Here is a 16,483-nt window from a genome sequence, read left to right on the forward strand (position 1 = left end):
CAAAGAAAATGTCTGCGGAAAATCGTCGACTGAAAAAAGTTTGTTTTCTCGAACTTCAATCCTTATTCTAATTGGCCAAGACGAAGAAAGTACAAACAAAATCAAAAAAAATCCTGGAGGCTTAGCCTTACCGGATTAAAATTAATCCGGGTTGGAGTGTAGCTTAATCAGCCCTGTCCAGAAGCTCTCCAGGCTATCAACTGCCTGCTCAATTTCCTCGATATTACTCGGCTTGGAGACAAACAGATTTGCAAGTGCCTCATAGCTTTTGTCCACATCCTTAGCAGTTGAGGATGTGGTAAATACGATAATGGGGATCATTCTCGTTTTCTCGCTTCCCTTCAGGGCTTTTAACACTTCGTATCCATTTTTCAATGGAAGGTTGATATCCAAAATGATCAGATCAGGCGTTTCAGCATCCTGAAAGTTTTTTTCTTTATTAACAAAGTCAATCCCTTCCTGTCCGTTTTTAGCAACCGATACTTTTTTAACAGACGGACGCTTGAGTAAGGCTTCATTCATCAACAAAATATCACCTTCGTTGTCTTCGACTAACAGTATATGAATATGTCCCATCAGGTAATTGATTTAGCTATAGTAAAATGAAATATACTTCCTTTTTGGTATTCTGAATCAACCCAGATTTTTCCCCCAAGTCCTTCCACAATCTTTTTCACGATGGCCAGCCCAATTCCTGTTCCTTCATATTCTTCTTTTCGATGAAGCCGCATAAACAAGATAAATATTTTTTCAAAATATTCTTCTTTTATACCTAAGCCATTGTCACTAACGGATATTTGCCAGCAGGTGGGCAAGTCGATGGCAAGGATACTTATTTTTGGAGCCACATCCGGTTTAGAATACTTAAGCGCATTCCCGATCAGATTCTGAATAATCTGTAAAATTGGAGACCGATAAACCCAAATTGACACTATACCCTCAATAGTGATTTCAGCCCGTTTTTCTTTGATCATTTTCCGCTGGAGTTGCTTGATTTCTTCGAGGATCAAGGGCAAATTGACCCATTCCATCTGTGTGTTTTGCTTCCCTACACGTGAATATTCCAGCAAATCCAGGATGATATTTCGCATCTGAAGTGCACCTTTTACGGCAAAATCAATGTATTGCAAGGCCTTTTCATCCAGTTGATTTTTGTATTTTCTTTCCAACAGCGAAAGGAAACTGGACACCATACGGAGTGGTTCCTGAAGATCATGGGATGCTACATAGGCAAACCGCTCCAATTCAGAATTGGATAAAGCCAATTCTTTGGCATGAATCTCCAAGTTGCGGTTGAGTTCTTGCATAGATTGCTCATAAGCTTTTCGCTCGGTGATATCCTGGATAGTAAGAAGACAACATTCCTCGTGCCCATTCTCCACAATTGCAGTCAATTTTGCACAAATAAAATAACCAATACCTCTTCCGACCCCAATTTCGATTTCTTCTTTTTTCTTACTGTCAAAAGATTTGGCCAGAAAATCATTGAAAGTACTGAGGTCACTTTGAGGAGTAAACTTTTCAAAAGCTTTTCCTTTTAGAAAAGAGCGTTCTTTTCCAAGCATTTTGGCTGCAATCAGATTAAGGTTAAGAATGACCCCCTCCTCCGAAAGTGTAAAATAAGCAATGGGAGCAAAATCATACAGGGAAGTGTATTTTTGGGAAATATTTTCTGATCTCTCCAGAGACAATTTCAGTTCTTCATTCTGTAGCTCCAATTCGATCTGAAAGACTTCCAGCGTGTGGACTGCCCGCAAAAGTTCCGATTCGGTTTGTACCAAATCCAACTTTTCGGTCTTCCCTTTTATAATTTCCTCAGCCTTTTTCCGGAGGATATCGAATTTAGAATCAGTAGCGTGCCCCATAATTTTTAAAGTTAAAAGCTTGGGTGATAAAGGGCTCAAAAAGATAATTTAAGCAATGTAGAGATTGTTTTACTTTATCAGCACTAGTCTGACCTGGAAAAAACTTATAAACTTCTGAAAAAAATAGTTTATACTCGATAATAACACTTTCATTGGTTCTTTTAATCAAAACAGGTGATCTTCAAATTTTAGTATTTGATAAATTCTGACCAATCAATTTCTTGATAAAGGTTGATTTTTGGACAAAAAAGGTCCTTCATTTTTTTCGACTGACAGTACATGAACATGTCCCATCAGGCAGTTGGTTTAGCTATAGTAAAATGAAATATACTTCCTTTTTGGTATTCTGATTCAACCCAGATTTTTCCCCCGAGTCCTTCTACGATCTTTTTTACGATGGCCAGCCCAATTCCTGTTCCTTCATATTCTTCTTTCCGATGAAGCCGCTGGAACAGGATAAATATTTTATCAAAATATTCTTCTTTTATACCTAAGCCATTGTCACTAACGGATATTTGCCAGCAGCCGGGCAAGTCGATGGCAAGGATACTTATTTCTGGAGCCACATCCTGTTTAGAATACTTGAGCGCATTCCCGATCAAGTTCTGCATGATCTGTAAAAGAGGAGGCTTAAATGTCCACAAGGTTTCGATTCCTTCAAATTTAATTTCGGCCTTTTTTTCTTGAATTATTTTTCGCTGGAGTTGCTTGATTTCCTCGACGACACTTGGCAATTGGACCCATTCCAAGCGAGAATTTTGTTTCCCCACACGGGAATATTCCAGCAAATCAAGAATAATCCTTCGCATTCGTACTGCCCCGTCTATAGCAAAACCAATATATTGCAAGGCCTTTTCATCCAGTTGATCTTTATGTTTTCTTTCCAGAAGTGAAAGGAAGCTGGAAACCATGCGGAGCGGTTCTTGAAGGTCATGGGAGGCTACATAGGCAAACTGTTCCAATTCAGCATTGGAAACAGCAAGTTCTTTTGCCTGAATCTCCAAACTACTGTTTAGTTCCTGCAGCGATTGCTCATAGGCTTTTCGCTCGGTGATATCGATCATAGCCCCGATTGCACGGAGGGGGGTTCCGACTTCATCCCGGATGAAAGTTGCTCGATCCATTACAACAGCATAAGTCCCATCAGCCTTTTTGAATCGGTATTCTTCATTCCATGATCGGGTTTTCCCATCTCCCATGAGGGTCTGAATAGTACTACTTATTCTTTGCCTGTCATCAGGATGGATGCAACTAATCAAAAACTCAAAGTCAGGGTTTATCACTTCCGGATTGTATCCAAATAAAGTATAGAATCCCTTCCCCCAAAATAGATTGTCTTCTTCGATCTGGTAGTCCCAAATCGCATCATTGGTGGCTTCGACTACCCGCTCAAACCTTTCATTGGAAAGGCGGATTCGTTCTTCAGTCTGCTTGGCCAAAGTCACATCTTTGAAGTACACGGTCAGTCCGGAATCCGAAGGGTAAATTGAAATCGAGAACCAAGTATTGATCGGAGCATAATAATCCTCGAAATAGATCACCTGGCCCGTTTCCATAGCCAGGGAATAATTTTGATGGGAAAGTTTGTTTATTTCACCGGGGAAAACATCCCAAAGGTTTTTACCCAAAATTATTTCCCGTGGAGTTCTCAAGAGTTTTTCGGACATGTGGTTCCAATAGGTTACCGTAAACTCCCGATCTACTGCGAAAAACGCATCACCAATACTTTCCAGAATTTTGTTCTTTTCCTCAAAAAGGGAAAGAAGATTTAATTCCGTGATCTTTCGCTTATGAATATCCTGGAAACTCCCGTAAACACGATTCACTTTACCATTGATCGTATCGGCCTGGCCTATACAGCGAATCCATTTCTGATTTCCTTTGGAAGTCATCAGCAGAAACTCAGCGTCAAAGGCTACCCCATGATTGATCAAATCATTCATTGTCGCCATCGCCCGGATTTTGGATTCTCCGAGATAGACTTGATAGGCTTCTTCCAGCGGTAAGCCAGCCGCTGAATCCACCTCCAGGATTTCGCGGACTGTAGCGGACCAATTCAACTGTAGCGGATTGGAAATAAGATCAACTTCCCAGCTGCCTATTTTTGACATCCGGGCTGACTGCTCCAGTAGGTTTTCGAGATTTTTGCGGTCAGTGACATCCATGATCAGGGAATCCCACACGATGCTCCCATCAGATTGGCGTCTTGGAGTCCCTATTCCCTGATGCCATCTGATTTTGCCCTCAGGAGTAAGATTTCTCCACTCACAGCTCCAGTTATCCAGAGAGGTAGCCGAATCCATGATCGACTTTTGCACAAGTTCCAAATCACCCGCAGGTATAATCTGCGACCAGACTTTACTGATATCCTCAATACATTCTCTTGGATCTAAGCCCCAAATCAGTTTTGATCCTTGGCTTACAAACCGCAGTTCATCAGTCCCGTCCGGTCTTAAAACATATTGGAAGATTACACCGGGAATATTATCCGAGACACTTTTGAGTCGGTCCTCGACTTGCTTGCGGTCGTGAATGTCCTGGATAGATCCAAAAATCCGGGTGCAAGTGCCCTCCACAAATTCTGCTTCACCGATTGACCTTACCCAGCGTTCATTTCCTTTGGCTGTGATGATGGGGACTTCAAAATCAAAATTTTCGCCGAATGTGATTGCATTTTGTACTTTCTCCTGTATAAACTCCCTATAATCTTCCCGATAAAAATTTATTCCCTCTTCCAAAGTTGGGTAAAAATCGTAGGAGGTCTCAAAGATTTCTTGGGTGATTTTTGACCAACTCTGCAAGGGTTTAGAAAAGTCAACTTCCCAGGCACCCAATCTCGCCATTTTAGTAGCCGTGTCCAGTAGATTCTCAAGTTTTTTAAACTCCGTCACATCCCTCCCATAGGCAAAGACATAGCCGTCTTGTCCAAAAATATCAGAAGAATTCCAGGAGATATAGCGGTAATCGCCTGACTTGGCCCGGTATCTATTCGTGAAATTATTCGCCTTTCGATCGGCAGAAATGGTTTCCGAAAACTCCTGAACCGTAGATTTGATGTCATCGGGATGCAAAAAGTTTTCAAAGGGGACATGTGTTAACTCGTCCATCGTATACCCCAGCAACTCACAAAATGCCGGATTGACTTTGGTAAAATAGCCGTTAGGTGAAGCGATAGCCAATATTTCCGGTGCACTCTCAAAGAAAAGCCGAAGCTCCTCTTCCTGTTGTTTTCGTTTGATTTCCTTACCCAGAAAATCTTTGAGGGTGTTAAAAATCAGGATGCTGTTTTGATCATGACCAAGATTTTTATCCGAAAACAAAATCAATACACCCAATACCTGATCTCCGAAAATTACGGGAAGTCCAATTGCCGATCTATATCCAAACTTTTTTGCTCCTTCCTTTCTGATAAACTCGCTATGGTTCTCCAGTTCTTCCCATAATTGATTTTCTGAAGATTTCCACACCTTTCCTGGAAGTCCCTCTCCAAGGGAAAGTCGCTCCAAAATCACTGGATCTCCATAGAAACCTTGATGGCTTGGAAGTTTCAAGTGATTGGCTGCCAAAATCAATCGAGAATTTTCAAGTCCTGACAACCAAAATTCTGCAGCGACATAGGCTCCCTTATCGGATAGCAGGCGAATTAATTCGGTCAGTAGCTCTCCTAGACTAGCCTGACCCTTGAAAATCTCCATGACTTCACGCTGAAGCTCCTTGCTGATTTGTTCGGTTTTCAGGACACTTTGGTCCCGCAGGACCCCAATCATTCGAATTGGAGCACCATTTTCGTCACGGATCATGTATCCGATTTCTTCTATGTAGGCATAGGAACCGTCCGATTTCTTAATTCTAAACTCATTGGTCCATTTATTCTGGCTTGAATCTTTCAAAAATTCCTGCCATTGTTTCTCTTTTACTCCCACATCATCAGGATGCATCATCGCTACCCAATCGTCCAAGGTGAATGTTTTTTGAGAAAAATCATGACCAAATACTCTGAAAAAGCTTTCCCCCCAAGCAAAGCGATTTTGAGCGACATCCCAGTCGAAGATCGCCTCATTGGTAGATTTGTTGATCAATTCGTAGCGCTCATTGTTAAGCCTGATTTTCTCCAAATAGCCAAACTTAGCCACAAGGATTGTCACCAACGTGGATGTTCGCTCCAGTACTTGCAGCTCTTTCTCCTCTATTGGTTTGGCATGTGGAAAATAATTGGCCAATGTGGCTACCACATTTCCTTCTGAATTAACTATCGGGAAAGACCAGCAGGCTCCGATTGAGAACTCCTTAGCTAAGTCACTATACTTCTCCCATCGTTTATCCTGAAATACATCCTCTACGATCACTTTTTGTTTTAAAAAAGCTGCAGTACCACAAGATCCTTGATTTTCACCAATCGGGAGCCCTTCCAGTATTTTCAACAATTTCTTGTCAAGGGAAGGAGATACAAAGTTGGCCAGTTTTGAATTTTCAATCCTCATAATTGAAGCCTTCATCCCCGGCAGCAGTACTTCCAAGTCACTGAGGTATTTAAAAAATAAATCTCTTTCGACGGCATTTTCGGAAATACTTGCTTGCATTACCTCTCTTTCGATTTGATCTAGCCTATTGTCAAAATGCTCCCGTGTCACATCTTTCAGTGCTCCCACTACTCTCACCGGATTCCCCGACTCATCTCTCAACAGGATTGCCTTGTCTTTGACTATGGCATATCGGCCATCGCCTTGGCGAAGCCTAAATTCACGCGTCCATACTTCTTTTTCCTTTTGACCAAGAATCATCCTAAAATCATGAATTACCTGATTTCGATCTTCGGGGTGAATCAATGAATTAATTAAGTCATTGTTTTGATCTTCAGAACGTATTTCAATTCCAAAATTTTCCCGAAACCCGGCTGACAAAAAGAGATTTTTGGTTTGAGGATCAAAATCCCAAATACTTTCAGAACCTGCCCTTAAAACCAGTTCAAAGCGTTCATTGCTTGCCTTCAATTGATGCTGGACGGTAAGTACTTCGGTCACATCGACCGAATTGATTACAATTCCCTGAATATCCGGATCAGCAAGGAGATTGGTGCCTACACTTTGAATCCAGCGCCAACCGTCGTTTTTATGTTTGAATCGATATGGGAAGGATTTGATCTGCTTTGCTTCCACTATTGTGGAAAACTCAGCGATAATCCCGGGGAGATCATCGGGATGAATGAATTCAAAAGAATTTTTGCCCAATAGCTCTTCGACAGACAATCCAAGATAGGAAGGATAGTTTGGGCTTAGGTAGTGATAATTCCCCTCCAAATCCAAAATACAAACCAGATCCGCTCCTTCTTGCGCCAAGGTCCTAAAAAGCTTTTCACGCTGGATCAGCCTATTATTGGCCAAAACCTCCTCTGTTACATCTTTGAAATTATCGATGATCCCATTGATAACCGGGTCGTGAAGCATGTTGGTAATTGTGGCGGAAAGGTATCGCCAGCTTCCATCTTTATGAAGAACACGGGAGGTATGGCCTTCCACAGGAATCCCGGGGTTTTCAAGCGAAATTTTCATTCGTTTGCCCATCTCTTCTAAGTCATCAGGATGAACCAGAGAATTCAGGTTCAAGTTAAGCGCCTCCGCCTCGGTATACCCCAAAACCCGTTGAATAGAACCCGAAACATAGCTTGGACTGCCGTCCAATCCAATTATTGCAATCGCATCATCACTGTTTTCGATCAGCTTTTTGAATCGTTTCTCTCGAAGGTACAATTGCTCACTAGCGGTGACTTGGGCGGTGATATCAGTGTGAGTCCCAAACATCGTAAGCGGCTTACCCGCCTCGTCCCAATTCATGATCTGCCCCCGATCTAGAATCCACACCCAATGCCCTTTTTTGTGCCTCATTCTCACCTCACATTCATAGAGCCCCTTTTGGGAATTGAGGTAGTGGTAGAGAATGTCATTAGAAGATGTTAAATCTTCAGGATGGACAAATTGATTTCTGGTCTCCCGGTTGATTGTACCCAATTCCTCCAAGGTATATCCGATCATTTCTGCCCAACCTCTGCTGTAGATCAATAGGTCTGAAGTAATATGCCATTCCCAGGTTCCTACTTGGGTGGCATCAATGATATTCCAAAGTCGTTTACGCTCCTCTTCCAGGCGGTTTTCTATTTGGATGAGATCAAGTTTGCTTTTCTTCAGCTCACAAATTCTCACGACTTGATTGGCCAGAATTTGAAGCGACTTCAGATTTTCAGCAGAGAGTTCTCTCGGCTCATAATCCAGTACACAAAGTGCCCCAAAAGGAATTCCCGAAGTGGAAGTCAGCGGGATTCCGGCATAAAAGACCACTCCTATCTGAGTGACTAAAGTATTTTCCTTAAACCGGGGATCTTCTCGAGCATCCCTGACAATCATCACTTGATTTGGATTTAATAGCGCATGGCTACAAAAAGAATCCTCAAGTGAAATTTCTTTGAGATCTAGGCCATGTTGGGATTTGAAAAGCTGCTTTTCAGTATTCAGAATAGTGATCAGCGATGCAGGAACTTGACAGATCGTGGAAGCTAGTGCCGTGACCTCATCAAATTCTTTCTCGGGCGCTTCAGCCAAAAGATCAAACAAATGAGGGGAAATTGGGCTATTCTCCATATTAAAAGATAAAGGAAAAAATTGATTTACAAATTATATTGGGTATTTAGTGAAAATAAGAGATATCACCAAACAATCTTACGGTAGAGGTATAAATACATTTGATTTGGAAAGGCAAGTATTCTTGTCTTCAACTAACTGATCTAGTTAATTTGGATTTTTTTGATTTCCGGATTTGGGGAGGCATCTTTTCCAATGAGCACATTTAGGTAGCTTTGGGCGTGGATAGGCTGATCCGTGTTGATGTAGTCGACACCCATTTCGTAGAATTCCTTCCAGGCGGAATTACTATCAGGTGAAGCCCAAAACCGAACCGGTTTATTGAAGGAATGGACTAAATGGATGAACTCCAATAGCTTCTCCCTATCCGCTTCGCCCATACTACCTTCCCCATTCCAATTCGAAAATTGTCTAAAACTCAAACTGACCATCCCGATCTTTTCCCAAGGGAGGTCGGCTGTTAAGGTTTTGCTCTGGTAATCAAAAAATACCCATTCAGGATACTTGATGTAATCCTCCGGCTTCGGCCTGTTTCCTGAGATAATCAGTTTCAAACCTCCGGGATTTTGAGTGGAGTAAAGGATTTCTTCAAAAGCTTGCGAATCATTTACTACCTGATCCAGCGTATTGTATCCTTCTGTTTTGCAATCTACGAGGAGGTGGAAATCAAAATTTTGGATCATTCCTTGTTCTACCGCTTTCTGGATTGGCTCGAAGTAAAGCGAACGAAGTGTCAGTTCGGGTTTAATGCTGGCAACCTCATGTGCGACCAGCAATTGGTCGTTTTGCAAAATCACATCCACTTCGATGGATGCGGCACCAGCACCAAATGCTTCCCAAAAAGGGCGTTTTCGCAGGTAATCATTGTGGGAATGAAGCTTGAAATCCTGCTGGGAAAAAACCAAAACAGGAAAAAGAAAGGCGATCAGAAAAATGAGTTTTTTAGAATTCTTCATACTCAAAAATACCTTTATCCTATTAAAATCCGGGAATTGCCAAGTTCATTTTCTCTCTTATTCAAAAAAGATAAATTCCCGGATTGATCTATAGGCAAAGCATCAGAATACCTATAAATATTGGGAATTCTACTCACCTAGGCAGTGAAACATAAAAAGTGGATCCTTGACCTTTTTCGGACTCTGCCCAGATTTTCCCTCGGTGTTTTTCCACAAACTCTTTGCAAAGAATCAATCCAAGGCCTGTCCCTTTTTCATTATTTGTACCTAAAGATGTAATAGGAGTATCCGCGCTAAACAATTTTTCGATCTCGTCTGGGGACATCCCTACGCCATTGTCCTTTACACAGATGGTCAATGAATCGGCCGACGCTTTGGTATACACGGCAATTTCACCTCCCGGCATGGCAAACTTAAGCGCATTGGAAACCAAATTCCTGATGACAGTGGCAATCATATTTCTGTCAGCCGAAATTATAATTTCCTCAGAAATGTCCATGTTAATCTTAATGTGCTTTTGCACGGCGATTTGATCAAACAAGGCGAAGACTTCTGACACTACGGCTTTCATACAAAACTTTGTCGGATTGAAGCTATGCCTGCCTGTCTGAGATTTTGCCCATTCCATCAAATTAAAGAGCAAGTCCATTGCCCGCTTGGAAGAATTAAGGATAACCCCTGCAATTTCCTCCACAGCCTCATAGTCTTTGCTTTGCACTTCCATCATCAACAACTCGCTGTGTCCGATAATAGACGTAAATGGATTCTTCAAATCATGGGCAATGATCGAAAAAAACATGTCCTTCTGTGAATTCAAAAGATTCAACTGCTTGACCACTTCCTCCAATTCGGACTCGGCCTTTTTGCGTTCGGTGATATCCAATATCGTCAGAAGGCAGTGGTCATCATGCTCCTCTTCAACAATAGCTGTCAATTGGGCACAGATGGATTTATCATTACAGCCCAAGACCAGCATTTCGCTCATTTCTTTGGTTTTGCTTTTAAAAGTCTTTTTAAGAAAAAGATTGAAAGTGGAAAGGCCTTTTTCGGGAATAAACCGACCAAAGGATTTCCCCTTAAGAACAGCTCGCTCTTTTCCCAGCATTTTGGAACCGATGAGATTGAGATCGAGTATTATACCCTCCTCAGAAAGTGTGAAATAGCCGATCGGTGCAAAATCGTAAAGGGAGGTGTATTTTTGAGCGATATATTCAGCTCTCTCACGCGCCAATTTCAGCTCTTCATTCTGAAGCTCCAATTCGATCTGAAAGACTTCAAGCTCATGGACCGCTCTCAAAAGTTCGGCTTCAGTCAGGGCTGAATTAGACTTTTGGGTTTTATTCTTTAAGATTGCTTCGGCTTTTTTACGAAGTAAACCAAACTCGGATTTAGTAGCGTAGTCCATAATATCGTCTGTTTAAAGCACGGGCAAAAAGAAGCACTTAGGAGAAGAGGATTATCGTTAAGGTAGAAATTGTTTTGGCTAAAACAACAACTTGTCACTATTAATCCCTCTTACTTTTTCCCCTTATTGTCTTTTTGGAGCTTGTCATTCAATTCCTTTAGCTTGATTTCCAAACTTTTGGCAACAGTGATATCGGTGAATGTGATCACTACACCATCGATTTTATCCTCGAGTGTACGATAAGGCATAATCCGTATACTGAACCATCGCTCATCTTTGGCCGAAATGCAACTTTCTATAGTTTTCAATGATTTCAATACTTCTTTGACGTGTTGACCAAATTCGGGGTAGTCCAACTCAGTCACCAAGTCTGTAAAGGGCCGACCGATGTCACTTTTTCGGATTTTCACGATGCTTTGGGCATTGTCCGTGAAGCGACGGATATTGAACTCTTTGTCCAGAAAGAGTGTGGCGATCTCCGTACTGTTGAGTAGATTTTTCATATCATCATTGGCACGGACAAAGTCATTTACTTTACTCTGCAATTCTATATTTACCGTTTGAAGTTCCTCATTCATACTTTGCATTTCTTCTTTGGAAGTGGTCAGTTCTTCGTTTGTCGATTGCAATTCTTCATTGGTTGACTGGAGTTCCTCATTGGTTGATTTCAATTCCTCTTGAGAAGTCTGCATTTCTTCCCGGGTACTTTGGAGGTCCTCATGGCTTCTTCTCAGTTGCTCATCCAACTCCTTAAGTTTAAGTGAGGATCGACTTTTACCTACACGACCTTTACCTACAGCCTTTTCTACAGGGCTTTTCACCTCAGAAAACACAATGATCGTCAATCCTTTGACCGCTTCCGGGGCATCGAGTCGCTGCACCGTTACGTCCACATAATTGTCGATACCGTTACTTTGGACTTTAGCATTTTTGATAAATACCGGAGATAAGTCTCTATTGGCTTTTCGCAGTGCATCGGAAATTTCCTGATTCAATCCTTCCCGTACCATGGCATGGATGTTCATGTTTGCTTTACCGGCTGCCGGTTCGAGGTACTTTCCGGTGCGACCGGTGATGAATAGGATATCTCCCCTATCGTTGACCAATACACTCGATGGAGCAAATCGCTGCAGTAAGAGTTGTTCGGTTACCGTCTGAATGCTATCGAGTGATTTTTGGGGAAGCTTTTTCTCTGATGTGAAACGTCTATTGCGAAAGAAAGCACTTGGAAAATCTGCCAACTCAGCAGGAGAAAGTGCAGAAGTGCGCTTATATATTTTTAATTTATTTTCAATTTCTCTAAAGCCTTCCGTAGAACTCCCAAGAGTTTCTGCCGTACCGAGAACCAAAATCCCGTCCTGATTTAGGCTGTAATTAAACAGTGAGATGAGTTTTTTCTGTAAGTCGGGCTCCATATAGATCAGCATATTCCTGCAAGTCAGGATATCCAACTTGGTAAAAGGAGGATCCTTGATGATATTTTGCGGAGCAAAAACAACCATCTCCCGAATTGAATTACTTATCCTATAACCACTTGACTCTACAGTAAAAAAACGGGTGAGTCGTTCAGGGGACACTTCTGCAGCGATGTTTTCCGGATAAACCCCCGACCGTGCCTTTTCAATGGCATCTTTATCCAAGTCTGTAGCAAATATCTGAAGTGATAGCCCTCTTCCATTTTGGGATTTTTCCAGCACTTCCTTAAAAATCATCGCGAGAGAATAGGCTTCTTCCCCTGTAGAACAAGCCGTCACCCAAGCCCTAAAGACATGCCGATTAGGTGCTTCTTTGATCATCTCCGGCAGCGTGCTGTCCTTCAGCTTTTCCCAAACCTCGGGATCTCTGAAGAAACTGGTCACACCAATGAGCAATTCTTTAAAGAGAATTTCTACTTCTGCCGGATTCTCTTGAAGAAATCTGACGTATGAGTTTATTTTGTCAATCTGATGTACACCTTTTCTACGCTCAATTCGACGCAGCAAGGTGTTTTTTTTATAATTCGAAAAATCATGGCCTGATTGTTCCCGTAGTAAAATGATGATTTTGTCAAGATGACTTTTACTTTTTTCATCAATCGATTTGTCGGGTCCCACTTCCGGAATTTGCTTGAGGATGGCCAACAGCCTGGCCGGTAATTCAGTTGCCGGAGCAATGACATCAGCAATTACCGCTTCCCTAGCGCTGATTGGCATCCCATCGAATTTGGCGGATATAGGGTCCTGAACCAATACCAATCCATTCTTTTCTTTGATTGCTTTTATCCCTTGCGTACCATCGCTTCCCATGCCGGACAGGATTACGCCAACACTATTTTGAAGACGGTCAATTGCCAGTGATTTCATAAAGAAATCAATGGGCAGACGGAGACCTCGGGATTCGACAGGGACCAGCAGATGAAGATGTCCATTCAGGACCGATAAGCTTTTATTGGGAGGAATGACATAAACGCAGTCAGGCTTCACCAAGAGCCCATCGGTAGCCTGCTGTACCTTCATTTGCGTAACCCGCTGCAGCAGCTCCGGTAAAATCCCCACGTGAGTGGGGTCAAGGTGCTGAATAACTACAAAAGCCAAACCTGTATCTGAAGGCATATTGCTGAAAAACTGTTCCAAAGCTTCCAATCCTCCGGCAGAAGCACCTATCGCGACAATTGAAAATTGAGCTTCGGGTAAGATTTTATTATCTGATGATACGGGATCTTCATTTGTTTTCAGTGCATTTTTCTTTTCCATGATCTCGTACTTTTATAATAAATCTCAACTACTTCATGAAGGTAGCTTTATTATCTCCAAATGGCTATTTCCAATAAAAGCTAAGAATAAAAACCTTGGAATGAAGATTCCCCATAACTTCCAAACAGGCAACAAACTTTCCAATAGTCTAAACTAGTGTAAGTTGGTCTGAGGATAGTTTTGAATTGGAACCTAAATCCCAAACTAGTTTTAAGATTGTGTTAAGCTCAGGCATCATGTTAATTTTTAACATTAGCAGGTGATGGGAACGAGTAAATTTGAATTCACACAAAAATCCGCAAACCCCATCCCTACAAAGATGAAAAACCTATCAATTTTAAGCAGATCACCTTTGCTTTTTTTGCTTGCTGTAACGCTTGGCTGTAGCCCCACTATAACCAAACAAAACTCATTTGAGGGAAATGGAATTCACCTTGAGACCATTGCTTTCGGCTCCTGCAATCATGAATATGGCGAACAGCCCCTCTGGGATCCTATCGTCTCACACCGTCCGGACCTTTGGATTTGGCTTGGCGACAATATATATGGCGATACTGATTCCATGCCTTTGCTGAAAACCAAATACGAATTACAAAACACCAATTTGGGTTATAAAAAACTCAAGGCTAAAACTCCTATCATCGGAATATGGGATGACCATGATTACGGAAAAAATGACGCCGGCAAAGAATATCCCTATAGAGAAGAAAGCCGCAACTTGATGTATGATTTTTTGGAAATACCTCAAAATAGTCCGTTGAGACAAAAAGAAGGTGCTTACGGGGCCTATAATTATGGAAGTGGTGACAGAAAAGTGAAAGTTATTTTACTCGATGCACGGTATTTTCGTGACAACTTGGAAAAGAAGGACAAGGAATATGTTTTAAATGAAACCGGTACGATCCTCGGGGAAGAGCAGTGGAAATGGTTAGAACAAGAACTAAAAAACAACACTGCGAAAATTACCATAATAGGCTCCGGAATTCAGATTTTATCCAAAGAGCATCCTTTTGAGAAATGGGCAAATTTCCCGAAAGAACGCGCACGGCTGCTGCAACTTTTGGAAACCTATCAAGTCAACGGCGCAATAATGCTAAGTGGCGATCGACACATTGCCGAAATCAGTAAAACAGAAATCCCGGGCATCACTCATCCTGTCTTTGACGTAACTTCCAGCGGTTTGACACACACCTGGAAAACTTATACTGATGAGCCCAATTCCTATCGGGTTGGAGAGTTGATCGCAAAACTAAACTTCGGGTTGATTGAGTTAGAATGGCAGCAAGATGGGGTAAAAGTAGATTTGGAAATTCGAGGAAAAGCCGATTCCCTCTTTTTGAAAGAGTCTTTTCTCAGGAAATATTAAAGAAACATGACTAAAACTATTGGTTAATCAAGTCAAAATTCTCTCAAAATTATTTTCCTGTTAAGCTTTGAAACCAAGGCGATATTTTTTGTGCTTTTCGCTGAACTTGTAGAAAAAAGCTATGAAATCGGACCTGGCAACCGAAGGTTAGGTCTATGTGTGGCAGAAACCGAGTTCATAAATCTCACATGTCGGAATACCATTAAGAAATTCTTCACGTGGAGGGTATGCCCCGATAGCTCGGGGATTTAGGCATTCTCCCGATGAAAGATCGGGACAGGCTATCTGACCAATAAAATCAAATTATGAACACATGAAATCGAGCATACCCACTGAGGTGACACACAGAGAGATGATTAAAATCCATGCGAAGATTCCATGTGGCAATTAAAAAACAAAATATAAACACATGAAATCGAGCTTGTCTGCCACAAGCAGGCCTGCCTGAGGCAGACAGGCATGACTAAAAAGTCACACACTGGGATGATTATCGACGATGCGAGATTCTCCCGATGAAAAATCGGGACAGGCTATGTGGCGATTAAAAAACAAAATATAAACACATGAAATCGAGCTTGTCTGTCACAAGCAGGCCTGCCTGAGGCAGACAGGCATGACTAAAAAGTCACACACTGGGATGATTATCGACCATGCGAGATTCCATGTGGCGATTAAAAAACAAAATATACACACATGAAACACGGACCTTTTACTTACTTGCTTGAAGAGGTACTAGAAGGAAGCGGGAAAATGATGGAATCATATCACCTTGAAAAAGGTCATTTGATTTACCAACCTCCACAACGCATCACTCCGATTTTTGAAATCATATCCGGTGCGGTGAGGATTGGATCTTATTCGCCTGCAGGGGAAGAAGTTTGCTATGATATTCTAAAACCCGGGGACTTTTTCGGTAATCTAAATTGTCTAGGGGGGCAATTTTCAGAGTTTGCAAAAAGCCTTACCCCAGTAGAATTACGAGCTTACGATGCAGATTTTTTCAAAGAAACAATTTATAATAACCCAAAACTTGCGGCCTGGTTTTTCAAAGAACTTGTGAGAAGATGGTGTCGTGCAGAAGACCGTCTATACGCTGTAAGAAGTTTGGATGCAGCCGAAAAAATTAAAAGAATCCTCCCCTATTTTCAGGATCAGATTACCGATTCCAGCGGAAAAACAAACCCACTTCTGAAACTGATCACTTTTCAGGATTTGGCAGATTTGACAGGACTTACACGGCAGACCGTATCCAAAGTAATGCGAGTCGACGTTTTGCGACTGAGTTAATCCTCCAAAAAATCCTTGTGTTAATTATTTTTCCGATCGGAGCAATGTTCAATTTATTGCCCTCAATGACCTTAATGGTTTGAAAAAACCGCTAGTAGAGCTCCCTCAACTTTCATCAGAAAAATTATCGCGCATTAAAAATTCCTTAAGAATTTAAGATTCTGGATTCAAGCCTTATTACATTTTTTTTGTAGTCTTTATTAATTCAATTTGGCAATGGAATTACACAATTTTTATAAA

The 16,483-nt window shown here is 41.6% G+C and carries 8 protein-coding genes; 2 read left to right on the top strand and 6 right to left on the bottom strand.

Going from position 1 to position 16,483, the window contains the following annotated elements; genetic code table 11:
- Window positions 1-141 precede the first annotated feature (141 nt).
- From Q8M62_RS04030 to Q8M62_RS04055, 6 genes are all read right to left on the bottom strand, one after another.
- Window positions 142-576: a response regulator gene (locus tag Q8M62_RS04030; protein ID WP_304899110.1), complete on the bottom strand. Its 435-nt coding sequence runs from the start codon at window positions 574-576 to the stop codon at window positions 142-144.
- Window positions 576-1,865, bottom strand: coding sequence for an ATP-binding protein (locus Q8M62_RS04035; protein WP_304899111.1), 1,290 nt, complete (start codon window positions 1,863-1,865; stop codon window positions 576-578). Before Q8M62_RS04035 ends, Q8M62_RS04030 begins: the two co-directional genes overlap by 1 nt.
- 293 nt (window positions 1,866-2,158) lie before the next feature.
- Window positions 2,159-8,497 (bottom strand): PAS domain-containing protein, encoded by a 6,339-nt coding sequence (locus Q8M62_RS04040; protein ID WP_305668029.1) that lies wholly within the window; start codon window positions 8,495-8,497, stop codon window positions 2,159-2,161.
- Window positions 8,498-8,640: 143 nt separating this feature from the next.
- Entirely contained in the window at window positions 8,641-9,453 is an 813-nt protein-coding gene (locus Q8M62_RS04045; protein ID WP_304899113.1) for a phosphatidylinositol-specific phospholipase C/glycerophosphodiester phosphodiesterase family protein, read from the bottom strand.
- 133 nt (window positions 9,454-9,586) lie between these two features.
- Window positions 9,587-10,858: a PAS domain-containing sensor histidine kinase gene (locus tag Q8M62_RS04050; protein WP_304899114.1), complete on the bottom strand. Its 1,272-nt coding sequence runs from the start codon at window positions 10,856-10,858 to the stop codon at window positions 9,587-9,589.
- Between the two features lie 110 nt (window positions 10,859-10,968).
- Window positions 10,969-13,590, bottom strand: coding sequence for a chemotaxis protein CheB (locus Q8M62_RS04055; RefSeq protein WP_304899115.1), 2,622 nt, complete (start codon window positions 13,588-13,590; stop codon window positions 10,969-10,971).
- A gap of 319 nt (window positions 13,591-13,909) precedes the next feature.
- On the opposite strand from Q8M62_RS04055, the gene Q8M62_RS04060 reads away from it, so the two are divergent.
- Window positions 13,910-14,956, top strand: a complete 1,047-nt coding sequence (locus Q8M62_RS04060) for an alkaline phosphatase D family protein (protein ID WP_304899116.1) — start codon at window positions 13,910-13,912, stop codon at window positions 14,954-14,956.
- A 693-nt stretch (window positions 14,957-15,649) separates the two neighbouring features.
- Window positions 15,650-16,243: a Crp/Fnr family transcriptional regulator gene (locus tag Q8M62_RS04065; RefSeq protein ID WP_304899041.1), complete on the top strand. Its 594-nt coding sequence runs from the start codon at window positions 15,650-15,652 to the stop codon at window positions 16,241-16,243.
- The last annotated feature ends 240 nt before the right edge of the window (window positions 16,244-16,483 follow it).

This window comes from Algoriphagus sp., assembly GCF_030694375.1.
Classification (GTDB): domain Bacteria; phylum Bacteroidota; class Bacteroidia; order Cytophagales; family Cyclobacteriaceae; genus Algoriphagus.